This is a genomic window from Leptothoe spongobia TAU-MAC 1115 (genome assembly GCF_018739885.1).
Taxonomy (GTDB): Bacteria; Cyanobacteriota; Cyanobacteriia; order Phormidesmidales; family Phormidesmidaceae; genus Leptothoe; species Leptothoe spongobia.
Genome location: NZ_JADOES010000016.1, coordinates 36356 through 61773, shown reverse-complemented (window position 1 = coordinate 61773; position 25418 = coordinate 36356). Strand labels below are relative to the sequence as shown.

Below are 25418 nucleotides of genomic sequence, written 5' to 3'. Positions count from 1 at the left end.
CGCAAAATGGAGACCATTGATGAAAAAGCGCTGCTGGATATTGCGGGTAGTGGACTAGCGAAAATCACTGGCAACCATTCAGGCTGCAGTATTGAGGTTTGTTAGCAATCTTTTTTGTTGGCAGTCTCATAGGCAGGAGAGACGAAACAAACGTCATCTTTCCTGCTTCTCCCGTGCATCTACCCTCTTTGTTTATTTTCTAAGGATAGATAACCATGTTAAATCAACTCAAGGCGTTGCTCGGCAATGGGCAATTGCGCCAAAAGCTTAAGGCAGTAGCTAGCCTAGAAGAGGCGATCTCACTGATTAAAACAGTTGGTGTTGGACAAGAACATCAAGCCTTTAGTGAGGGTCTATCTACACTGGTGAAAACTGGTTTTGAACCGCTAAACGAGGAAGACCTGCTGACAATAGCTGGGGGATGGGCATCGCAGTTTCCATCTCCGATTACGGAGGCACCCCCCTGCGCGTAGCAGTCCCCAGTTGAATCGTCCACACCCATCTACTCATCCACCCATCTACTCATCCACCCATCTACTGCCAAAAACAGACCTTATCTTTGCACAGTCATTTAAAAGAGGAAAATCATGTTAAATCAACTCAAAGCATCCCTAAGCGATGCAATCTTGCAGCAGCAACTTCAGAAGGCAACCAGCCTGGAAGAGGCGATCTCAGTCATTCGAACTGCTGGACCCAAAAACGGCGATCAATTTTCTAGTGCCGATCTTTCCCAACTGTTACAAGGTCTGCTGAACCCCATAAAACTGAGTGAAACAGAACTGCTAAACATATCAGGAGGCTCACCAACGATCCTTGGATGCGGTGCTACTCAAGCAGTCACTTGGTGTGGTTGCTAATTTACGTCAGTGGGGCATATCCATCTTGTCGAAATTTTGATCTTGAAAACTAACTACTCATAAGAAAACACAACCATGTTGAACCAACTCAAAACCTCCCTGAGTGATGCAACCCTACAGCAGAAACTTCGGAAGGCAACCAGCCTGGAAGAATCAGTCACACTCATCCGAACTGCTGGACCTAAAAACGGCGATCAATTTTCTAGTGCCGATCTCTCCCAACTGTTCCAAGGTCTGCTGAATCCTATAAAACTGAGTGAAACAGAACTGCTAAACGTATCAGGGGGCCGGCCAACGATAGTTGGGTGCGGTCCTACCCAAGCAGTCACTTGGTGTGGTTGCTAATTCATATCTTGCGCTAAGTCGATGGTGAGGCGCAAACCCACATTGGGTTCAAAACCCAACGCTAATTGAGGGCTGTCCACTAAAGGGACAAGTTGGCTGTAAGGCCTAAATATAGGATGTCAGGGACGCTTTAATCCCTACTCTTCGAGAACGCTAATGCGTTAGTGGGTTTTGATTCAGTTAGCCTTGCGAATTTGAGTCCAGGGCGGGCTGACGCTTGATCGCCAAGTGCAAGCTCTAAAACAACCATTTTATCCATCTGGGTTGAGACTAGAAAACCCGAAATCAACAACAGTTAACTGGATAAAACGATTTTCAATCCATCGAAAAACTCTAAAAAGCAGAAGAGCACATTAATTATGAAACTCAAACTTCAGACATTAGTTACCACACCAGCCATGAGCCCAGGCACGATGCCAGGCACTTCAGTCACCCAAGATGCTCCCAATCCAGAGGTCCAGGATCAAATCAAAACCCTCTTGCAAGATAAACAACTGTGCCAAAAAATTCAGCAGGCTGCTAACCCAGAAGAGGCAATCTCATTGGTTAAGACTGCTGCGATCTCGCAGGGATATCAGTTATCTAACGATAGCCTCTCCCAATTACTCCAAATGCAAGCAGACTTACTGAGTGAAGCAGAGCTGCTTTCTATAGCCGGAGGAATTGGAGTAAAGGCAATGACAGCATTAACTCATTGCACCCAACCAAGTTGTTGATCACGATAAATAACCTTATGTCCTTAAAACCATGAAATTGATCGATCTCAACCCCCTAATCCCCAACAAGATCGAACAAACCGTTGATGTACCTAAAAAACAACCATCAGCATCAGATTTTTCGTTTTATCGAAAATTGGGACGGACGGACTTAATGGTTAGTTGTTTAGGATTAGGGGGTGGTAAACGGATCTCCAGTGAAGATACGCTTTATGCATTTGATCGCGGGATCAACTATTTTTTCTACTCCAGCGACTTGCACCACCATCTCTATAGCTCGATGGGGGATGCATTACGCAAACTCTGTGGACGAGGTTCATCCTCTAGAGAAAAAGTTGTTCTAGCAACAGTTACCTATATGGTAAAATCTCCAGAAGCAATAGTGGCATCTTTGTTAGATCAGTTTATTGATTTAAAGATGGACTATATTGATGTCTTCTTCTGGGGCTGGATTGACACAGGAAATGAGGCTGCTTTTAAGAACTGCCTGAGTGCATCCAACGATCTTCGCGGTCCTAATTCCGTTTACCAGCGAACAATCGAAAGAATGTTTGAGACATCTGAGCGAATGAAGAAAATGGGCATAGTTCGCTATATTGGTGCATCTTTTCATAGTCTCGACCTTGCACACCAATGGCTCAATAGTCCCTTATTGGATGTGATCATGGTGCGTCATAACGTGGCCCATCGCACCGCACAAACCAAAGTTTTTGCCAAACTTGACTCTCAAGATCCTCAAAGACCTGGCATTGTCACATTTAAAACCTGTGGAATGGGTAGTTACCTTTGGGAGGCCCCTCCAGTATTACCTGCGAGTTGTTGGATTCCCTCCTGTCCTGACTTATATCGCTATTCCCTTAGTCAAAATAATGTCGATATTGCTCTAGCAGGATGGACCGAACGGAAGCACATTGATGAAGCCATTGCTGGTATTGAAAAAGGCCCACTCACCCCAGAAGAGCTAGATTACTTTGACCTTTATGGCGATTTACACCGCCAACGTTTGAAAAAAGAAGAAATTCCCCGTCATCGGCTGATTTACCATTCCTGAGCTTCATTCAATTTGAAAACCATTTTTCTTAAGTAAAAATAGAGCTTTGGATAGGGTCAAGGTATACCCTATGGACCCAAATTTGGATTTTATGGTTATGACTCACAGTACAATTAAACAGCAAACCGATACCCAGGTAACATTATCCCAACTCTCTACTGTCACCGATCAAAAATTGGTGGAATATTTACGGTATTCATATAGGTTTAGTGAGCTAACCGCTTTAGCAGAAGCAGCAGATTTGGTTGTTAAACTGTGCCAACATTATCGTATCGACGTTAGTGATGAGGAATGTCAAGTTGTCGGCGATCGTTTTCGTCTGGAACATAATTTGTTGGAAGTGTCGGCAACGATTCAATGGCTAAAAGAACAGCGAATTACTCTCTCAGACTGGTCAGAGGGAATCAAGCTAAAACTATTGGAACAAAAGTTAAAAGAGCATTTGTTTGGTGCTAGTGTTGATGCCCATTATATAAGTCACCGTCAGGAGTACCAAAAAGTTGCCTTATCTCAAATCTTAGTCTTTGACTATGACACAGCGTTAGATATTAAGCAGTCGCTCTTAGCAGGCACAAAATCTTTCTGCACATTAGCCTTAGAGCATTCTAAAGATAAACAAACATATGCTAATGGCGGTTTTCTTGGCATAATTTATCTGTCTCAGCTAGCGTCAGAAGTACAGAAAGCCATTATTAATCAGCCTGTGGGAACGATTATTGCGCCCATTCAAACCACATTTGGTTATCGAATTTTCCGCATCGAAAAATGGTTTCCCATTGAGTTTAAGGACTTTATCCGAGAAGAAATTTTAGAGACACTCTGGCAAAGCTGGCGCAAAGAGCATAAGAACTCAAAACTTTCTGAAATCTAAGCACTTATAGAGTTCTTTGTATGTAATGAGTTTGTGTAGGTGTTTGTATTCATCTTATCGAAACTCTAATGCTGAAAACCCATTAAGTATCAGGAAACATAATCATGCTAAACCAACTCAAATCATCCCTGAGCAATACGACTCTGCAGCAGAAACTCCAGAAGGCGGACAGCTTGGAAGAGGCAGTCGCACTAATTCGCTCTGCCGGACTCGAAAACGGCGATCAATTTTCTAGTGCCGATCTCTCCCAACTGTTACAAGGTCTGCTGAACCCCATACAACTGAGTGAAACAGAATTACTAAACGTATCAGGAGGCTCGCCGACGATAGTTGGATGTACTGGTAGCGGCGCTGTAACTTGGTGTGGTTGCTAATAAGTTCACGGAGAATAGGTCATGCCTATCTTGTCGAATTCTAATGTTGAAAACCAATTTCTTATAAGGACACACAACCATGTTAAAACAACTCAAAACATTATTCAATGACACTCAACTACGTCAACAGCTCAAGGCAGTCAATAGTTTGGCAGATGCGATCTCGCTGATTAAAACAGCTAGTATCAAGAAAGGATATAGGTTCTCCAGTGATAGCCTCTCTCTATTGATGGAAAATAATTTTGAACCCTTGAATGAAAGAGAACTGATTGTAGTGGCTGGAGGCAAAGTACCTCAACCTCCAGCTCCAACAGGTCCGGACTGTATGTGACTTTAAAGATGTGCGATCATCAAACCTACAAGGCTACTATGATAGTGTTTTGATCTACTTAAAAATCAGCTTCAGTTAATTTTGAACAAAGTCTATGTGAGGTGTGCAATGCCTACATAGACTTCTTTACTTTCTAAGTATCCTGACATCACCTGACATTTCTTGCTACTTTCCAGACATTTCCTGTAACGACAATTAGCCTCACTCTCCATAACATGATTACTAAGGAACAAGGTCTCAATAAATTCCTAAATAATGTAAGCAAAACGAGACAACCTATCCCCTCCTGGGAGGGGCAACGGGGTGGGTTAACCGTTAGCGCAAGTAACCGAAACCCACTCAACCCAAATAGAATCTTACTTCTCATAAGGAAAAACAACTATGTTGAATCAACTCAAAGCTTTACTTAGTAACGCTCAACTGCGTCAACAACTTAAGGCAGCTAATAGTTTGGTAGATGCGATCGCACTACTCAAAGCTGCTGGCACTGAAAAAGGATATACATTCTCTAACAAAAGCCTATCTCAAATCATCTCAACCTCTAATATGTACTCCAAAGTGCGAGCTCTTTCAGAGGCAGACCTTTTAGCGATAGCAGGTGCTGACGGACCTCCTGAATCCGTTGTTACTTGCACAGACGTCTGTGAAGTCAAGTAATTTTCATCATCCATAGAAAATCACAGTCCCAAGGGGAATAGCACAACCTTGGGGCAAAGTGCTCTTAATCTCAGAAGGAGAAAATTATGTTAAATCAAATCAAAGCATTACTTAATACTCCTCAACTACATCAACAGTTTAAGGCAGCCAATAGTTTGGCAGATGTTATTTCCCTAATCAAAACAGCAAATGCCGAACAGAGATCTCACATCTCCAATAACAGCCTTACCAAAATATTACAAGACCAATTCAAGCCCACGAAACTAGGTGAAGCCGAACTCCTCTACATCACTGGAGGATTTGACGGGTACGAGTCACATACCCAAGCGGTCTGCAATACTCAATCCTGTTAAACGCTGATGCAACAAAATTCTACATCGACCAACTCCCCTTAACTAAAAGGACGTAAAACCATATTCCCCATCCCACCCCAACCAATTTAGAGGACAGCTAAAATGTCTCATACGTTGATCATGGAAAAGGCTCACTTAACCGATGCTGACCTGGCTCAGATTGTCGCCGATGCCAGCTTTCTTTGGGAACGACTGGATAGCGATCGCTACATCCCCACCCCCGATCAAAACAGCCAAACAAAGATTGATCAACGGTGCGATCGCTGGTGTCAAACCGTAGCCCATGAAAATCAACCAGACATTTTAGAAAAACGCCTCCAGTGGGATGGGCTTACCCTGGATACCGTACGACCCTATCTAGGCAACGTCCAGCTTTCCCCAGAACACCCCTTGCCCCCCTGGACCGACACTCTACGACACATTATCCAAACCGCCTCCACTGAAGTATCAGACCCAATCTTTCCCTGGCCCATCGATCCAGACCACCCCATTCCCTTCGAAGACATTTGGCTGCCTGCCATCCACGTCGCTCGACAGCGATTACTCACCCGGCTAGGAGCCTCACAGCTCAACCCAGCCACGTTGCCAATTTCTATCCTTTCAGATCAAGCCTACACTGCCCTGGAACGGTCGTTACTGCAACGACTCTCTGGCTTGAGCAGCCAAACCCTCAACTTTGAATTCTCCAAAGACCGTAGCTTTGGTCAAAACCTGCTAAACCTCCTGGGCATTGACGATCCTGAAGCAGACGAATCCAATAGCCAATATCAACAGTTTGTTCAGGAGCTATTACAGGATGGCCTACTCCATATCTTTCAAACCTATCCAGTCCTCGGACGTCTTGTTGCCGTTGCCGTAGACCTATGGGTAGACGCTACAACAGAATTTATTCAGCGGCTAACCCAAGATTATGGAGACATTCAACAACGATTCTTATCGGAACAGTCCACCGCCACCCTTCTGGGCAAAGTCGACACCATTCAAACCTCCCTATCTGATCCCCACAATCAGGGCCGCACCGTATTCTTGCTCACCTTCGACTCAGGCCTCAAGCTCGTATATAAACCCAAAGACCTGGGCATGGAAGTTGCCTGGAATCAGTTTCTCACCTGGTGTAATCACCACAGCCAGTTGCTAGATCTCAAGGTACTGCAGGTACTCAACCGTGAGCACTATGGCTGGGTAGAATTTGTTGAACATTTACCCTGCGCCGATGCCGATGCGGTTGAACAGTTTTACCAACGCTCAGGCATGTTGTCCTGTTTAATCTATGTGCTACGGGGTACCGACTGCCACCATGAAAATTTAATTGCCAGTGGCGAACATCTGGTGCTGATCGACATGGAAACCCTGTTGCACCATGATGCCAATTTAATCGAAAACTCTCCTGAGATGGACATTCTGGATACCGAGTCGGCCCAGCTCTTTCGGGATTCAGTCTTGCGCACTGGTCTCCTGCCCCGTTGGGACTTTAGTGCCGATCAGCGCATTGCCAATGATATTAGTGGTCTTGGTTACACTGAGCAGAGCCAATCTACCTACAAACTGCCGCGCTGGTACGCGATTAATACCGACAATATGCATCTGCGCTCCGAAACAGTGACCTTGCCTATCAATAAAAATGTCCCCCATCTCGAAGATATGCCCCTGTCTTCCAATAACTATCAAGATCAAATTGTGGACGGGTTTAAGCAAATGTACCACTTCTTGATGGGGCAAAAATCGCAATTACTGGCTACCGAGGGTCCCCTAGTCAACCTACAACATCAGCGGGTCCGATTTATTCTGCGGGCTACTCGCATTTACTTTATTTTGTTGCGTCAAGCCTGCACCCCAGACTATCTCAAGTATGGTGTTGACTTTAGCATCGAGCTAGACCACCTCAGCCGAGCCTTTGTCCTCGCCAATGACAAACCGGATGCCTGGCCCCTGCTACAGTCCGAACGACAGGCAATGGAACAGCTGGATATTCCTTTCTTTACAGCCAATATCAGTGATACGGTCTTCCCCCTCAATGATGGTCGTACCATTACCAATTATTTTAAGCAGTCCAGCTATCAAGCCGTTGTCGCACAGATTCAGACCCTGAATGAGGCTAATCTGGCGCAACAGGTCGCCATTATTCAAGGAGCATTCTATGCAAAGGTAGCCCACCCAACAACGATACCGGGTGGCCATGACACCCAGTCTGAGGCCACCAGTAATGGCCCTATATTAAGCCGTCAGCAGCTAATACAAGCCGCCCGAGACATTGCCATAGACCTAGAAGCCAGGGCACTACAGGATGCCAATGGTAGTCTCAACTGGATTGGCATGGGGTTTGTGGCCCAGGCTGAACGTTTTCAACAGCAGATGCTCAATGACAGTTTATATGATGGTCGCTGTGGGGTATCCCTGTTCTTTGCCGCACTGTATCAGGTGACCCAAGACTCTCACTACCAGGATTTAGCACTACGGGTAATACAGCCCTTAACCGACCGACTCCAGGTGATGGATACGCTATCACTGCAACGCTATATACGACTGATGGGATTGGGCGGTGCCGGTGGTGTCGGCTCGTTGATTTATAGCGTTATCAAAATTAGCCGATTCTTAAACGATGAGACATTGCTAGCCAATGCCCAAACTCTAGCGACAGCAATCACCCCAGAACTCATTGCCGCTGACCAAACCTTGGATATTATCGGGGGAGCTGCAGGCTGCATTCTGGGTTTGTTGCCCCTGTACCAGGTCACTGATGATGCGACGGTTCTGCAGCAGGCTGCTGCCTGTGGTGATCACCTGCTCAGCTACCAGACCGACTCAATTGCAGGCCCCAGAGCATGGAAAACTATCTTTGAAAAACCCTTAACAGGCTTCTCCCATGGGGCAACCGGCATTGCCTATGCCCTATTGCGTCTTTATGGGGTTACCAATGACCTTCGCTACCGAGAGGCTGCCCTGGAAGGCATGGCCTATGAGCGTAGTCTCTTTTCCCAGGCCCAGGCCAACTGGCCAGATCTACGTGATTTTTTCTCGGACAATCAGCCCACCTTTCCCGTGCAATGGTGCCATGGTGCTGCCGGTATTGGCCTTGGCCGCATCGGTGCGATGAAATTTGTCTCCTCAGTGGAGCTAGAAAAAGACTTAAAAATTGCGTTGCATACCACCCAACAACAGGGGGTAAAAGGTACCGATCACCTATGCTGCGGTAACCTGGGCCTGGCTGAGGTCCTGCTCGCTGGCGCTCAGCACTATAATAATAATAACAACATCGAGCTTACAGAACATCCCTGGCGACAGACGGCCCTACAAACAGCTACGGCTGTTGTGGCTCGTGCTCAACAGGCAGGTGCATATCAGCTATTTGCCAATTTACCCAAGTCTGTTTTTAATCCTGGCTTTTTCCAAGGTACCGCTGGCATCGGCTATCAGTTATTGCGATTAGCCCACGAGCAAATCCCTTCAGTGTTGTTGTGGGAGTAAACAAGCGTTCGAGGCTATAGATATAGATAATTTGATGTCAAGCTTTAGGGGGTGTCCATGTCATCGGTTCATCTATCGGTTCATCTAGGTAAGTCATTACTGTCTGAGCAACAACAACTCCATCCACATTCCAAATGTATTCATGAACTGTTCTCAGAGTGTGCTGCACGAAATCCAGAGCGCAAAGCACTAACCTGTGGTGACGAATCTATCACCTATCGAGAGCTTGATTTCAAAACAAACCGTCTGGCTTACAAACTCCGTCAGCTCGGTGTAGATCGAAACACGCCAGTTGCCATTTGTGCCGAGCGCTCGCCAAAGCTATTGGCAGGTCTCTTGGCTATCCTCAAAGCTGGAGGAGCTTATCTGCCATTAGATACAGGTTATCCCACTGAGCGAATCACGCTGATGTTGGCGGAGGTTAAACCAACCCTCATTCTCGTAGAGAGGAAATTTGTGGATCACATACCACAATTTGAGGGAACCGTACTCTGCCTGGATGATGTATTAGCTAAGGGGGACTATACCCCTACACCGCCAGTTAATCACACCCATTCTGACGATCTGGCATACATTCTCTATACGTCTGGTTCTACAGGGCACCCAAAAGCTGTTTGCATACCCCATAAGGGGGTTATACGCTTGGTTTGTGGAACTAATTGGGCTCCCTTTGACGATACAGAAATTTGGCTACAATTTGCCCCCATCGGGTTTGATGCTTCGACCCTGGAGATCTGGGGTCCCTTGTTAAATGGCGCACATTTGGTTGTTTGCCCCCCTCAGGTAAAAACAGTATCTCAGGTGGCTGAGACTATTCGAGAATATGAAATTACCAGTGCTTTTTTGACCACTGCTCTGTTTCATGCGATGACGCATACCGTGCTGTCTGACCTGGTTGGTCTCAAGCTGCTCATTGTTGGCGGTGAGACGCTCTCGCCAACGTGTGCTCAAAAATTTTTGGCAGCTTGCCCCAACACTCGCGTAGTAAATGGGTATGGTCCCACTGAAAACACCACATTTACTACCATACACACGGTTACCCCAGCCGATCTACAAGAAGAAACGATTCCGATTGGCCGTCCCATTTCTAAAACACGAGTCTACATTTTGGACTCACAATTACGGTCTGTTGCTGGCGAGCAATCTGGTGAACTATGTATCGCAGGGGATGGACTGGCTCACGGTTATCTCAATCGCCCTGGGGAAACTACCAAGCGATTTGTGGCAGCTCCCCATCTGGCTGAACCTACCTTGTATCGAACAGGAGATCGGGCAAGATGGCGTTCAGATGGGGTTTTGGAATTCTTGGGTCGGATTGACAACCAGATCAAAATTCGTGGGTACCGCATTGAGCCAGGTGAAATTGAGGCAGTATTGGAACAACATGAAAGTATTCATTCTGTTGCGGTAGCCATCAGATCTGACGCCAGCGATCGCAACCAATTAGCGGCCTACTTTGTAGCTGACTCAGTACCACCTCCCAATGGAGCAGAATTGCGACAGTTTCTGCAACGTAGTTTACCGGCCCATATGATTCCCACCTTTTATGTGGCGCTCGACGAACTACCACTCACCCCCAATGGCAAGCTTGACCGTAAGGCTCTACCCAATTTAGGACGAGGTGCAACCGGAGTGTTTGCCACCTTCCAGGCATCCTGCACAGACTTGCAACAGCAGCTAGCTGACCTTTGGGCTACAGTTCTAGATATTGATCAGGTTGGTATTGTTGATGACTTTATTGAGCTAGGTGGAGACTCTCTACTAGCAGCGGAATTGGTTGCAGCAATCAACACCCAGTTCCAAGTCGCCATCAATATAGGACAGCTCTTCTCCGCTAGAACTGTCGCTGTCCTAGCGGACGAGATCAGTGCTCAATTTGGACAGTCAGGCAACATACCATTGCAAGCTGTACCTCGCCATGATTCCATACCGCTTTCGTTTGCACAACAGCGGATGTGGTTCATCGCGCAACAACTAGATCATATGCCCCTCTACAATGAGCCCCTGACGGTGACTCTGCCTGGTGCGATCTCAACAACTGCGATGGAACAGGCCCTGCAGTATGTTGTCAGACGTCACGAGGTGCTTCGGACAACAATTCATATCGACGAGAATGGACAACCGTATCAGACCATCCAAGCCTCGTATCGTTTCCACCTTCCAGTTCTAGACCTGCAGTCATTGCCATCGGCTCAGGAGCGAGAACAAGTGGCACGGCACACGGCCCAGAAGATGCTGCAGACACCGTTTAAGCTGACCACAGATTTAATGATACGCGGTTTGTTGGTCCACATTGATGCTGATACATCACGTCTCTACCTGGCGTTTCATCATATTGCCATTGATGCGGAGTCTATCTTTGGCATTCTGCGTCGCGAATTGCCAGTACTCTATGATTGTTGCACTTTGGGGCAAAAACCTGATCTGCCTGCACTGCCCATTCAATACGCGGATTATGCACATTGGCAACGTCAAGTCCTGGAGAAAACAGATTTGTCAGCGCGACTCGCATATTGGCGAAAGACTCTCGAAGGAGCGGAGGAAACCCAGCTGCCAGGGGATCGGCTACGATCTGCACAGCCACAATTTCGTGGAAAATCTCATTGCATACAACTACCTGCACCGCTATGGAAATCTGTCCAGTCAGTTGGTCACCGGCATGGCGTAACACCCTTCGTAACGTTATTGTCGGCCTTTCTAACCCTGATCCATCGCTACACTAGCGCAGGGGATCTCCTTATTGGCACAGTTTCCAGTGAACGAAATCATCCTGCGTTGGCAGGTGTCTTTGGCCAATTCCTGAATACGTTAGCACTGCGTGTCGAGCTGTCTGGGAATCTCAGCTTTGCTGAATTGCTCAATCGCGTCAATCATGTTTTGCGAAACGCACAAAATCACGAGGTGCCCTTCGACTGGCTAGTACAGCAACTGCCGTGGGAACGTAGCCAAAATAGTCCCCTGGTACGGCTTATGTTCGTGATGGAGCCTGCGTGCTCAAACGACAGGACTGATTGGGGCTTCGACCAGTACGATCTACACAGTGGTACCTCTAAATTTGATCTAACCGTCGAAGTCGAAGAATGGCTGGACAGCGTGCGGCTTCGCTTTGAGTACAATACGGATCTCTTTGAGACTGCAACCATTGAGCGACTTGCACAGCATTATTGCACCCTGGTTGAGCATGTTGTGGCAGATCCGCTACTGCCGCTGATGGCCATTGACTATATCCCGGTGACTGAGCTAGCGCTGTTGACCAAGTGGGGAGATAAACGCGCCAACTTCCCGGTCAGTGAAACACTGCATCAGCAGTTTTCTGCCCAGGCTCAGCGGACACCTGATGCGATCGCAGTTATCGATGGAGACGATAGACAACAATCACTGACCTATCGTGAGCTAGATGCCCTTTCTTCTCAGCTGGCCTGCTACCTCCAGAGCCACGGAGTGGGCCCTGCGATTCCTGTAGGGCTGTGCATGGAACGCTGTGTTGACCTGATGGTGGCTATTCTCGGTATTCTCAAAGCTGGTGGCATCTATGTCCCCGTAGACCCCATCTATCCAGAGACTCGTTTGTCATTTATTCTCAAGGATGCCAACGTCGCGTTAGTACTCACCCATTCATGTCACCTATCGCGTTTGCCTCAGCACATTAATCCCCTATGTCTTGACCAGGCCAGTACTATGCTGGCGCAATATGCCAAGGCTACCCCTGTACACTTAACTGATGTCCATAGTGGTGCCTATATCATCTACACATCAGGGTCCACCGGGAAACCCAAAGGGGTTTTGGCAAGCCATGGCAACGTCATGCGTCTCTTGGCCGCTACAGAACAGTGGTTTCAGTTCAACGAGCGCGATGTGTGGTGTCTCTTTCACTCGATTGCCTTTGATTTTGCGGTTTGGGAAATGTACGGAGCACTCTTGCACGGAGGACAATTGGTCGTTGTCTCCCATGCAACCAGTCGGGCACCCGATACGTTTCATCAACTGTTATGCAAACACAAGGTCACTGTGTTGTGTCAGACCCCATCAGCTTTTCAGCAGTTGATGCTGGCTGATGCCCGCTGGGTTGGAGAGGCTGAACTATGCTTGCGGTATATCATCTTTGGTGGCGAAGCGCTGGAGCCATCAGCCTTACAGCCATGGGTTGAACGCCATGGCGATCAAACTCCCGCCCTCATCAATATGTACGGTATTACTGAGACGACCGTGCATGTCACCTATCGTCCAATTCGCCTGGCAGATATCGAGAGCGGCGAGACCAGCTGTATTGGCCGTCCAATACCCGATCTCGAAATGCGTCTTCTCGATCAATATCAACAGCCGGTCCCAATCGGAATTCCAGGAGAAATTCATGTGGGTGGTGGCGGTCTGACTCTGGGGTATGTAAATTTGCCGGAACTCACGGCGGAGCGCTTTGTAGCACATCCGTTGGTATCAGACAGTGGACGTCGCCTCTATCGCTCGGGTGATCTGGGGCGCTATTTACCCAACGGAGACATTCAATACCTTGGTCGCATAGATCATCAAGTCAAGATTCGCGGTTTTCGTATTGAGTTGGGTGAAATCGAGCGAGTCCTTGTTGACCATCCAGCAGTTCGCGATGCGATTGTAATCTGTCACCCGGAGAACAAGACTAATACGTGTTTATGGGCCTATGTCGTAGCTAATGAGAAAGACATTAGCCATAACCACTTACGAGCATTTTTATCGTCACGGTTGCCCGACTACATGCTACCGGCAGGATTTATTGTGTTAACCACTTTACCCATAACGGCACATGGCAAGATCGATCGCAAAGCCCTGCCACCACCAACCCCTGAACAGAGATTATCAGCAACAGATGGTGAGCTGCCAAGAACGGCATATGAGCAACATTTATGCCAGCTATGGGCCAATCATCTCCGTCTCGATCACGTAGGTGTGAATGACGACTTCTTCTCCCTGGGCGGACATTCACTACTAGCCGTTGCCCTGTGTCTCGATATTCAACAACACTTTAGTCTATCGTTGGAGACCAATGGCCAATTGCTACGGGCACTTTTGGAATATCCCGATGTCAAACGATATGCAGCTTGGTTAACCGAGTTTGTTGCCCCTCATGGACAGCTGCCTAAACATAAACAAGTAGATTTCTTCGCTGAGGCCCAGTTGGATCCCTCGATAGAGATTTCAGCTGCCAGCTCGCAACAGGTAGGAGGATTTTCAGAGGTATTGCTCACTGGTGCAACTGGCTTTTTGGGTATCGCCCTACTGCAAGTTTTGTTACACCGTACAACAGCACAGATTCATTGCTTAGTCCGTGGAGACGATGTGGCTCAGGCACGGGCTCGCATTGAAAAGGCCCTTGCTCGCTTTCCGATGTTCTCACCGGAGTCGGATTGGCAAGATCGAATTATCCCTATCCCAGGCGATCTGTCAAAACCGCGCTTTGGCCTTTCTGAGGCAGGTTTTAATACCCTGGCAAACACCATTGATTTGATTTTGCACAACGGTGCTCAAGTCAATTTTATGTATCCTTACTCTGCGTTGCGGGGAGCTAATGTAGACGGTACCCAGGAGATTATCCGCTTAGCCAGCCACGGTTGTACAACTCCTGTACACTACGTATCAACACTCTCCGTTGGGGCCGTATCCCAGTTTCATGGGGCCAAACGAGTTTACGAAAATGACCCAATTACCAATCCAGAGGATATCTGTATGGGATATACCGAAAGTAAATGGGTATCTGAACAAATTCTCTTCGCAGCCCAGCAGCAGGGGTTACCGGTGACTATTTATCGCCCAAAAGACATCTCCGGCCATAGTCAGACTGGCCGATGGAAGACCCACGATCTGATCACACCCTGTATTTTTCATGCCATTGTCGACCTCGGGATTGCCCCAAAGAATTTTTTCTGTGTCGATATGCTCCCGGTTGACTATGCCAGCGAACTTATTGTGCATATTGCCTCAACCCAGGCGGCCACTGGCCAAACCTATCATCTCACCAATCTCTGTGCTGGTGGTATGTCGCAGGTTATCGAACGACTGAGGGTCATTGGCTATCCAATCGAGCGTTGCGAATATGACGATTGGTGCGAGAAACTTACCCGCTATGTCATCGATTGTCCTGATGTACCCATCGCACCGTTTGTACCGTTGTTTGTTGAAAAGCTTGACTGTGGCTTAAGCGTGGTCGAAATGTATTTTGAAGACCGTTTACCACAATTCGATGATCGGTATACCCAGAAAGCTTTGGCAGGTAGCAACCTGGTGTGTCCGCCAGTAGACAACGCACTCCTCGATCGTCATCTCAAATACTTTGTTGATTGTGGTTTTTTTCCATCTCCGCAAAATACCTATACTCAGATAAAGGACCAGCAAATAAATAGAGTACCCGCGTGACATTGTTTGTAGGATATCCTTATGGACACTCAGACTCATAAAGGCTCGATTTAGATACAGAGATAATAGGTGCCGGTCGAGAAATACCAAAACCTTGCACATAATCGACCCCCATATTGTCTAAGCATTCTCGAAGGGGATAATTTTCAACATATTCTGCAATTGTCTTAAGCCCCATAACATGACCAACATGATTGATCGATTCTACGATCGCATAAGTGGCAGAATCTGCAATAATGTCCTTTATAAAATGACCATCAATTTTAAGGTAATCAACCGGCAGATTTTTGAGGTAACCAAACGAAGACATTCCACTACCAAAATCATCCAAAGAGAATTGGCAACCGAGTTGTTTCAACTCGTGGATAAAGTGAGTGGCTTGTTGTAAGTTTGAAATTGCTGTAGTTTCCGTGATTTCGAACCCAATGTTTTGAAGAGAAAAATCATGCTGTTTGAATTCTTCTTTAATGAATTCCAAGAATAGAGGATCCCCAATACTATTGCCTGAAAGATTGATAAAGTGAAGCTTATTGGCATGAATATCAGATATTGTCTCATCCTCATATCCAGTCAAAGTTTGTTCAACATAATCTAAAAAAGTTTTAATAACCCAACGATCAATCGCTGGCATCAAATTGTAACGCTCTGCAGCGGGGATAAACATTTCTGGAGTAATCAGATTTCCTTGGCTATCAACCATTCTCAAAAGTACTTCATAAGCCGTTTCAGGGGGATGGGTGGTAGAGGCAATCACTTGGCGATATAAACAAAATCGATTTTCTTCTAAGGCATGTTTTATTTGAAGACTCCAATGTCGTTCTCCTCGTTGATTGATCAGCTCCAAGTCATGGGATTCATAGATTTGGATACGGTTTCGACCTTTATTCTTTGCCGCATAACAAGCTGAATCGGCAGCACTTAAAACTTCAGTCAAGATGCTTTCCATATCCAAAGATACAAGCCCAATACTAACGCCGATACTGAACACTTTATCTTGCCACACAAATCGAAAGTCTTGTACTGCTGATAGGACCTTTTGGGTGATCGCTTGTGCAGCTTCTAAGGAGCATTGTTTAAGTAAAATTCCAAATTCATCCCCCCCGAGTCGAGCTAAAAGATCTATTGCACGAATCTGCTTTTTCAAGAGTTGAGAAACCTGACGCAAAAGTTCATCACCTGCCGTATGACCGCAAGTGTCATTAACAATCTTAAATTGGTCTAGATCTAAGAAACATAAAACATGAGTCTGATCATCGTGTATTAAGCTCTGGAGAGCTACATCAAGCTCTTGCTCAAATCTTTGCCGATTTACTAACTCTGTTAAGCTATCGTGGCTAGCTTGCCATGATAAATCTCTCTGAAGTTGGCGAGCGTGGGTCACATCGTGGAACACCATAACCGCTCCAATAATGTCGCCCGCGCGATTACGAATCGGTGCTGCAGAATCCTCAATGCTATACTCAATACCGCTTTTGGAAATCAAAGCGGTATGGTTTGCTAATCCAGCAATTTGGCCATCACGTAAAACTTTCTCAACTGGATTTTCTGCCGAAGTACGTGTAATTTCATTGATAATACGAAACGCCTGAGTTAAGGGAACTCCTTGTGCTTCAGCCGCTTTCCAACCGGTTAATTCTTCTGCAACAGGATTGATAAATTCAATGTATCCCTGAGCGTCTGTGGTAATCACGGCATCGGCAATTGATTGCAGGGTTACCTGAGCCAGCTCTTTCTCCCGGTACAACTTTTGGTTACTGGCAGTTACATCGACCATAACTGCCAGAGACATTCTCTGTCCCGAGGTATCTTGATGGCTGTTAGCGGACAACAAGACATCGATTACCTGGCCACCTTTGGTAACTATCTGATAAGGAATATCAGAACAAACGCCTGTCTTAAAGTATTCTGGAAGCACTACTGTTTCTGCATAGTGACAAGATTCTGGAGTGAGAAATTCTGTTGATTTATGTCCAATTACTTCATCTTGGGTGTATCCTAACTTCTCCAACCAGTAATCACTAACATGGCGGATTCGCCCTTGCCAATCAATGGAATGAAACATAACAGGCGTTTTTTGATACATGTCGGCGTGTCGTTGTCTGCTAACTTCTAACTCTGCAGTTCGCTGATCAACGCTTATTTCAAGATTAGCTTTGTTTTGAGCGAGTTCAAGTTCAGCTTGCTTCCGTTCAGTTATATTAACGATAGTGCCAATATAGCCATTAACTTGCCCATTGAGGTCTGTTTCTGAGACTGATTGTCCTAAAACCCAAGTCACCTGTCCTGATGATAGAGATTGAAATCGATATTCTGAGCGAAACAGGTCATTTGTTTGAGCCGCACGGTACCATTCAGCTGCTACGCGTTGTCGATCATCAGGATGTAACCCAGTAACCCATCCCATTCCCATGGCTTCTTCCGCTGAAAGACCTGCAATTTGACACCATTGTTCATTAACATAACAACAATTTCCATCTGCATCGGTTTGAAAGATACCCACAGGAGCTGCTTCTGCCAAGTTAGCATAGTGTTTTTGACTCTGTTTTAGTTCCTCTTGAGTGCGCTTGAGATCATTGATATTCCTCCCTTCTGGGATCAACCATTTGACGCTGCCAGCCTCATCTACAACCGGTCTAAGGGAAAAATCAATGGTGATGATTTTTCCATGGATGCCCTGAATATCAACCTCGTAACGGATAAATTCTCCTTGGGCAGCTTGTGTAATTGCAGCTTGAAGTTGTTGCTGGGTTTCTAATGAAATTTGCCACCAATGGGTTTCCCAGAAAGGACGATTGATAACATCTTCCCGTTTTAAGCCACCAAACTCCAGAGCAGTTTGATTGGTTTCAAGCAAAATACCGTCTGGGTTTAGTAGGCCAATAAATTGAAATGTCTGGTTGAAAATGGCTCGAAATCGTTCCTCGGTTTCAGTGACCTGGTTTTCTAATTGAAGGTTTTGCTCCTGTAATAATTGAGTCTGTTCATTTCTCAACTGCTCCACCTCTTGTTGCAGAATCATTATTGTATTCTGCATTTCGATGGGATCTATTGCCGTCAAAATGCTGGTTTGGGTGATAATCCCAACTAGAACGTTGCGGTCATCCGTAACGACTAACCGCCGGACATGCAACCGTTCCATTGTTTGATTGAGCTTCCAGAGATCATCTTGAGGTTTCATACATACGAGTGGAGCACTCATAACTGTCTGAGCTTCAAGCATGTTCAAATCCAGATCCAAGGTTTGAAATCGAAGAATATCTCGTTCTGTGATAATCCCAATGGGAGAGAGCATAGATGTCCCGTTCGAAGCTAGATCTTCTACAATCACAACACAACTTACTCGGTGAGTTGCCATTAATTGGGCCAAGTCTAATACTGTAGCCTTGGGTATGGCAGTAACCACATTGTCAGACATCACTTCCCTGACCTGGCGAAGTCTCAGCAAATCTCTAGATTTTAAGGAACTGCGTATACTTTTTTGGGTAACAACTCCAACGACCTGTTTTTGAGCATTTAAGACTGGTAAATGGCGAATACGATGTTGACGAAAAATAGTTAGAGCAGCGAAGGGATTGTCTAACTCTGTTTCTTGGATGGTAATTAATTGCCGAGTCATGACATCGGACACTGCGGTACTGGCAAGGTCAATTTTCTGAGCTGTCAAGCGAACAATATCTCGTTCGGTTAAGATACCTACCAGTTCTTCCGACTCTAAAACTAGGGCATAGCTGGAACGTTTGGGAATTCTTGCCGAAGAGGAAGAATTAGTCTGGGCTAGCTCCAAATTTATGTCAGCATTATGCCCCATTTGCTTAAGGGCTGCTAAAACCTTTATATTTGATTGAATAATTAGAAGATTAGGATCAATCATTATTCGTTGAGAATAAAGTTCTTTTTTTTAATAGATAGATAATCTTATCTTATCTTATATCAAGTCAGATTGAATAACCATAATATACGACCAGATAAAATAAGCTGTAAGCCTTGTAATTTCAAGACTGTGCAGAAATGCATATTGTGGGCCTTCTCGACGACTTGATATTATTATGGATTGAAGATTAATAGCTACGTATATTCACGCAAGTCAAGAAAGCCTGATTGGGTAGGAAACTAGAGTCCAGCTGTTGACACTATAACTTTGGATTTTTGACATTAGACCTATGTATAGAATTAGATGATTTTTTAAACAACTCTGCCTAAATCCCCCCAATTCTGAGGGACTTTGAGTTCTTATTCTTCCACAAGAGCTTGGGAGGATTAATTTCCGAAGCCCCTAATCTTCAGGCCTTGAGGGCCTGAATAACCTCAAGCTACTTTGACAGCTGCTCACTAATAGAAATTCTTTTGGTTAAAGAATCAATCCTACTACTTTGCAAAGGGGACAGCAGCTACTGACGTTATCTCACAACAGGTACTTTTTTTACACAGATCCCTGACAGCTGATTGAGTTCATTGAGGAGCATTATCCAACTAATTTCTCCTGACAGCTTGTTTCAAAACACCAGACTTTTTCTGTAACGACAATGTCCGTTTCAATTCCTATCTTAGGGGTGTGTTATTACACAATTTTTTTCAACACTCATTAACCGAAAGTATATCTTTAGGAGATTCTAATGCGTAGTAAACTATTGAAAATTTTAATTGCGATCGCAATTATCATCACCTTCAATCTACCAAACCCTAAACCGGCCTCTGCCCAAACAACAAATACATGGGATGCCATGACCTGGCCCCTATGCGGACGAATTAAAGAAGAACTGGGCAATGCCTGGGATGATGGTTCCACAGGCACCACCTGTGACTATAGTCAACGTATCGACACCGACGGTAAAACAGATTTTCCCATCCACCATGGCTTTGGATATCGCAACTTTAATACCACCAGTCGAGCAGTTTCCTTTCACCGTGGCATTGATTTAGCGACCCCAGACAACAATGGTGATAATCCCGTTTTTGCCGTCGCCGATGGTTATGTCAAATCCATTACCCAGAAGAGTAGTCGCGATCGCAAAATCACCCTACTCCATCCTGCCAATGGGGCTACTCACTGCTCAAATACAAATCCCTGTCGTATTTCTATTTATAATCACGTTAGTAACGTGCAAATAGCGGCAACGGATCAAAATGGTCAGCCCACCCAGGTAACCAAAGGTCAGCACATTGCCTGGACCGGCACTAGCCAGGCAGGAGACTTTGACCATCTGCACTTTGAGATTCGTGATCCCTATGTACGGGCATCAGCCGCTGGACGCAATACATCTGGTCGGTTTTCCTATGCGAAGGATGCTCGTAATCCCATGTTTTATCTACCCTATGCAAAACTAACGGGAGCCGATCCGCTAGCGGTCGAAATTGCTGAAACCCCTAACCTTGACGATAGCGATGTTTGGGTAAATTTAACCGCAGATGCTGGCTATAACTTTAACCTCAAGTCAGTCACCCTCAAAGCCTATGACGGTACTGTTGGCTCAACCGAGCGCACCTACACAGACCAATCCAGCACCCAGGGAACCTATGTTGCCGCCTACGAAGTCAACAACAATGAATTTGTTGTGGATGATTGGAGTATGCAACATACCTCCTTCCCCACTAGCTCTTCAAGATGGAATACGGAGAAAGATGAGAATCCTTACTTCATCGGTACAAACCCCACCGGTCCTGATTTCTTTTTAGAACAAAACGCAGGTACCACCTTCACCAATGGTCATCGCTACGCTGACTTTGACCATAAGCTGATCACAGCCACTCCCCATCCATCCAGTAGTAGCGACAGCAGCTGGTATCAGCTCAACATTGGCTTCACCGGTATTGAACCAGCCTCTCCTGGCAATCAACGTTGCTATGAAGCTGAAGTAGTTACCCACCATCCAGAAGATGGCGATCAGGTTAAAACCGTTGAACGTTGTTTCATGTAAGCGATAGCTACGCTTACTCAGCGAGTCCATTGTCAGCTCTCTCTGTTTTCAGAGTTGACAGTGGACTTATGCATAATGGGTTAAACAGACATTTTCTGACACATAACCTCAAACACCAGACATTTCCTGTAATGACTGCTCAAACAGCACTTTGTAAAGTATAGGCATGGGGTGAATATGGATCATGCCTATAGAACCTCATATCAGCCAACTAATCTGGAAAACAGAATTCTTAAGGATTTATGACCATGACAAACCAAATCACAGATTCACTAATGCATCCAAATCTACATCAACAGTGCCAAGATACTAATCACTTGATTAATGAGAGAACTCTATCTAACCATACTGCTGAGCAATCTAACTTTGTTGAATTTAGTATGTATGATTTAGCCGTGATCACAGGTGGTAACAGCACAGGCAACCCCGAAGATAAGTATGAAGCTAGTGGTGTTCGACTGAACCATAATGAGACAATTATTTCCTCTACAAATACTACTCAAGCTAAGTCACCTGCAATTGTTCTGCTAAATTTAGATGCTCTAGCTGCGATCTCAGGTGGTAACGGTGAAGGTAAATCTGAAGATGAGTATGGGGATGACGCTCTTTCCGCTAATCATAATGAAACAATGGTATCTTCCGAGATAAAACGACACTGATTCGTAATGCTTACGGTTCTCCTGATATCCAGGGGAACCACAACGCAATTAGAGAACATTACCATGGGCAACACACCTGATTGGCAACACCAACTTCAAACCATCACCCATTGCCAAACAAAACACCAGCATAAAGAAGTAATAGAACGCTGCACCCAGCTATTAAACCAATTACCACCTCCACTAGCAGGCCTAGTTATTCAAGCCAAATTACAAAGCCACCTAATTACTAGCCTGGAAGCCCAAGCCCACTACAATGAAGTCCAAATCGAGCTACAATCAGCCCAATCAGCCTTACATGATATCAAACTCACCTACCCTGCCAAAATCTCTCTCCCTCTAGAGTTAAAGATTCTATCCCAGCAGGGCAATCTATATCGCATCCAAGGTAAATATCTCCAAGCTGAAAAGACATTTCAGCGAACAATCTCCTTAGCCGAAAACCATGGCCTACGCCATCAACCCATTTGGATTAGCCTGATCAACAATCTGGCCATTGTTTATAAGTACTGGGGCCGCTTTGATACCGCCGAAAACCTTTATCAAACTGCCTTAGCTGATCTAATTCAACACTATGGCGAACACCACCGTGAAGTGGCTACCCTTTATCATAATTTAGCAGGACTAAACCACGCTCGACGTCACTATGCTAAAGCCGAACCCGATGCCCGCAAATCTTATCAGCTCCATCTAGAATTACTCGGCCCGGACCATGCCCAAACCATTGCCGATGGCGCAGCCCTGGGTTCAATCTTGCATGGCCTGGGACAATGGGATGAGGCAATCAATTATTTTGAGACTGCGATCTCATTTTTCAAACAACAGTATGGCCCTACCCATTACGATGTTGCCCTTAACCTCAACAACCTGGCCGCATCACTACAGGCCAAGGGGCAACTCCAACAGGCAGAACAGTCTTACCGTCAAGCATTAGCCATTAAAGGAGACCTATTGGGCCCCAACCACCCTGAGGTAGCCATCAGTATCAACAATCTGGCATCCCTACTACAGCAAACCAACCAGTTGGCCGAAGCCGCTAACTTATTTGAGCGTGCCTTCTCAATCTTTACCCATACCGTCGGTCCCGATCACCCCAACACCCACCTGTGCCAAACCAACGCCAATTCTCTGCAAATCGTCCTAGGCAACAAAATCCATTAAATCCCAACCTTCAGATGTACAGACGTTCCATGGAACGTCTCTGCAAACCCCTCTCCCCCTCTCCCAAAGCACTATGCCACTCCCCTTCCGAACCAAACGCGTTCACACCCCCACGCTCCTCCAAATGGAAATGGTCGAATGCGGAGCCGCCGCCCTGGGCATTATTTTGGCCTACTATAAACGCATAGTGCCCCTCACCGAACTACGGGTGGAATGTGGCGTCTCGCGGGATGGCAGTAAAGCCAGCAATATTATCCAAGCAGCTCAGCGCTACGGTCTAGAAGCCAATGGCTACAAAGCAGAATTAGAACAACTCGGCCAATTCAAACCGCCTTACATTGTATTTTGGCATTTTGGTCATTTTGTCGTGGTTGAAGGTATCGGTCGCGATCGGGTATTTCTTAACGATCCAGCTACTGGTCCTCGCACTGTATCCCTTAGAGAATTTGACGAGGCCTTTACCGGTGTTGTCCTTACTCTAAAACCAGGACCAGACTTTCAGTCAGGCGGCCAAAAGCCTAGTCTATGGTTAGCCTTAAATAAACGATTAAAGTCTTCCAGAGGGTCCATTCTCTACTGTATCCTGGCCGGATTTCTCCTGGCTATTCCTGGCATTATTCTGCCCGTTTTTAGCCAAATATTTGTCGATCAAATTTTGGTAGATCATCGCACCGATTGGTTGCGTCCATTAATCCTGGTAATGGCGTTTACCCTTATGCTCCAGACAATCCTGTCGCTGCTGCAATTAAAGATTCTGCGACAACTCAGGATTAAACTGGCGACAACCATGGCCAGCGGTTTTCTCTGGCAAAGCCTGCGGCTACCGGTAGCGTTCTATGACCATCGATTAGCTGGAGAAGTAAGCAATCGCCTGCGCATCAATAACCGAGTGGCCGATGTCCTCTCTGGCCAGCTGGCCACCACCGTTATCAGCAGCATTATGCTGATTTTTTACGCTGGTGTCATGTTCGCCTATGATGGTCTGCTCACGATTATAGGCATTATCTTTTCCCTACTCAACGTATTCGCTCTGCAGTGGATTGCCCGCCATCGCATTGACGCCAGCCTAAAGCTGCAGCTTGATCAAGGCAAAGCCCATGGTGTAGCCATTGCTGGACTCAAAAGTATGGAAACCATTAAAGCATCTGCCATTGAGTCCGATTTTTTTACCCGCTGGGCTGGTTATTATGCCAAGGTGATTAACACTCAGCAAGGACTCGATCTTGCTAATCAGACCCTCGGTATTTTGCCTATTTTTCTGACGTCTTTAACAACATTGCTGATTTTGCTAATCGGTGGCTTACGGGTGATAAATGGTGAACTGACCATTGGTATGGTCGTTGCCTTTCAAAGTTTGATGCAACAGTTTCAAATGCCCATTAACGATTTAGTGAACTTTGGCAGCCGTCTACAGGAACTGGAAGGGGACTTAAATTGTTTAGAAGATGTGTTGCAACATCCCTTAGACCCGATGGTTGCCCCTGACACATTCAAACTAGAGCCACTATCCATAGAAAATATCTCCAAAACGCAGCTGCAATGGTCATCTCCAGCACAGCTGAAGGGGCACCTCGAACTGCGCCAGGTAACCTTCGGCTACTCTCGAGTAGCACCACCCCTATTCGAAAACTTTAATTTGATCCTCCGTCCTGGAGAAAGCTTGGCCCTGGTGGGGGGCAGTGGCTCGGGTAAATCCACATTGGCTAAACTGATCTGTGGCCTTTATCAGCCCTGGTCCGGTGAAATTCTGCTGGATGGGATGCCGATAACGGCAATTCCTAGACCTGTTTTGGCAAAATCCCTGGCTCTGGTAGAACAGGACATTTTCCTATTTGGAGGCACCATTCGGGACAACCTCACCCTATGGGATCATCGGGTAACAGAACCACAGCTGATCCAGGCTTGTGAAGATGCCCTAATCGATGAGGTGGTGCGGTCTATTTCAGGTGGATTGCAGGGTGAATTAATGGAGGGGGGGCATAACCTGAGCGGAGGACAACGGCAACGGTTAGAAATTGCCCGTGCCCTGGTACATAATCCATCGATCTTGGTAATGGACGAAGCGACTAGCGCCCTGGATGCTGAAACTGAACGGCACATTAGCCAAAATCTCCAACGGCGGCAATGCACCAATATAATCGTGGCCCATCGCTTGAGCACCATTCGCGATTGTGATCAGCTCGTTGTTTTGAACCATGGTAGGGTTGTCGAGCAAGGTTGCCATGACACCCTGTGGCAAAACAATGGGCTCTATACCCAACTGATTCAGGCTATCTAGA

Annotated in this window: 17 protein-coding genes and 1 pseudogene; 16 read left to right on the top strand and 2 right to left on the bottom strand. The window is 46.1% G+C overall.

Translation table 11 applies throughout. The annotated features are described in order from the left end of the window. Window positions 1–215 precede the first annotated feature (215 nt). The 12 genes from IXB50_RS10220 (at window position 216) to IXB50_RS10165 (ending at window position 15404) form a co-directional block, all read left to right on the top strand. The gene (locus tag IXB50_RS10220) at window positions 216–473 is read left to right on the top strand and encodes a hypothetical protein (protein ID WP_215608864.1); all 258 of its coding nucleotides are present in this window, start codon (window positions 216–218) and stop codon (window positions 471–473) included. Window positions 474–587: 114 nt separating this feature from the next. Continuing rightward, window positions 588–857, top strand: coding sequence for a hypothetical protein (locus IXB50_RS10215; protein ID WP_215608863.1), 270 nt, complete (start codon window positions 588–590; stop codon window positions 855–857). A gap of 75 nt (window positions 858–932) precedes the next feature. Then, on the top strand, window positions 933–1202 hold the full coding sequence (locus IXB50_RS10210) for a hypothetical protein (protein WP_215608862.1): 270 nt from the start codon (window positions 933–935) through the stop codon (window positions 1200–1202). A gap of 359 nt (window positions 1203–1561) precedes the next feature. After that, entirely contained in the window at window positions 1562–1918 is a 357-nt protein-coding gene (locus IXB50_RS10205) for a hypothetical protein (protein ID WP_215608861.1), read from the top strand. 31 nt (window positions 1919–1949) lie between these two features. Beyond that, the gene (locus IXB50_RS10200) at window positions 1950–2969 is read left to right on the top strand and encodes an aldo/keto reductase (protein WP_215608860.1); all 1020 of its coding nucleotides are present in this window, start codon (window positions 1950–1952) and stop codon (window positions 2967–2969) included. 97 nt (window positions 2970–3066) lie between these two features. Continuing rightward, window positions 3067–3840 carry a peptidylprolyl isomerase gene (locus IXB50_RS10195; protein WP_215608859.1) on the top strand — a complete coding sequence of 258 codons (774 nt, stop codon included), beginning with the start codon at window positions 3067–3069 and terminating at the stop codon, window positions 3838–3840. 104 nt (window positions 3841–3944) lie between these two features. After that, window positions 3945–4214: a hypothetical protein gene (locus IXB50_RS10190; RefSeq protein ID WP_215608858.1), complete on the top strand. Its 270-nt coding sequence runs from the start codon at window positions 3945–3947 to the stop codon at window positions 4212–4214. A 79-nt stretch (window positions 4215–4293) separates the two neighbouring features. Continuing rightward, window positions 4294–4545, top strand: coding sequence for a Nif11-like leader peptide family natural product precursor (locus IXB50_RS10185; protein WP_215608857.1), 252 nt, complete (start codon window positions 4294–4296; stop codon window positions 4543–4545). Between the two features lie 381 nt (window positions 4546–4926). Further along, window positions 4927–5202 carry a Nif11-like leader peptide family natural product precursor gene (locus IXB50_RS10180; RefSeq protein ID WP_215608856.1) on the top strand — a complete coding sequence of 92 codons (276 nt, stop codon included), beginning with the start codon at window positions 4927–4929 and terminating at the stop codon, window positions 5200–5202. Window positions 5203–5288: 86 nt separating this feature from the next. Continuing rightward, the gene (locus IXB50_RS10175) at window positions 5289–5555 is read left to right on the top strand and encodes a hypothetical protein (RefSeq protein ID WP_215608855.1); all 267 of its coding nucleotides are present in this window, start codon (window positions 5289–5291) and stop codon (window positions 5553–5555) included. A 102-nt stretch (window positions 5556–5657) separates the two neighbouring features. Further along, complete coding sequence (locus IXB50_RS10170; RefSeq protein ID WP_215608854.1) at window positions 5658–9020, top strand: type 2 lanthipeptide synthetase LanM family protein; 3363 nt, start codon at window positions 5658–5660, stop codon at window positions 9018–9020. Between the two features lie 57 nt (window positions 9021–9077). Further along, window positions 9078–15404: a non-ribosomal peptide synthetase gene (locus IXB50_RS10165; RefSeq protein WP_215608853.1), complete on the top strand. Its 6327-nt coding sequence runs from the start codon at window positions 9078–9080 to the stop codon at window positions 15402–15404. 19 nt (window positions 15405–15423) lie between these two features. Here IXB50_RS10165 and IXB50_RS10160 read toward each other — a convergent pair whose 3' ends face one another. After that, a complete protein-coding gene (locus IXB50_RS10160) occupies window positions 15424–18438 on the bottom strand; it encodes a PAS domain S-box protein (protein ID WP_246564359.1) in 3015 nt (1004 codons plus the stop codon). A 24-nt stretch (window positions 18439–18462) separates the two neighbouring features. Then, a pseudogene (locus IXB50_RS22765) lies at window positions 18463–19020 on the bottom strand (CBS domain-containing protein); the annotation flags it as partial. Window positions 19021–20017: 997 nt separating this feature from the next. Here IXB50_RS22765 and IXB50_RS10155 point away from each other — a divergent pair. The 4 genes from IXB50_RS10155 to IXB50_RS10140 all read left to right on the top strand — a co-directional run bounded on the left by IXB50_RS10155 (window position 20018) and on the right by IXB50_RS10140 (window position 25417). Next, on the top strand, window positions 20018–21319 hold the full coding sequence (locus IXB50_RS10155) for a M23 family metallopeptidase (protein WP_215608851.1): 1302 nt from the start codon (window positions 20018–20020) through the stop codon (window positions 21317–21319). A 248-nt stretch (window positions 21320–21567) separates the two neighbouring features. Then, window positions 21568–21978, top strand: a complete 411-nt coding sequence (locus tag IXB50_RS10150; protein WP_215608850.1) for a hypothetical protein — start codon at window positions 21568–21570, stop codon at window positions 21976–21978. Window positions 21979–22041: 63 nt separating this feature from the next. Continuing rightward, window positions 22042–23139, top strand: coding sequence for a tetratricopeptide repeat protein (locus IXB50_RS10145; protein ID WP_215608849.1), 1098 nt, complete (start codon window positions 22042–22044; stop codon window positions 23137–23139). Window positions 23140–23212: 73 nt separating this feature from the next. After that, complete coding sequence (locus tag IXB50_RS10140) at window positions 23213–25417, top strand: NHLP family bacteriocin export ABC transporter peptidase/permease/ATPase subunit (protein ID WP_215608848.1); 2205 nt, start codon at window positions 23213–23215, stop codon at window positions 25415–25417. The last annotated feature ends 1 nt before the right edge of the window (window position 25418 follow it).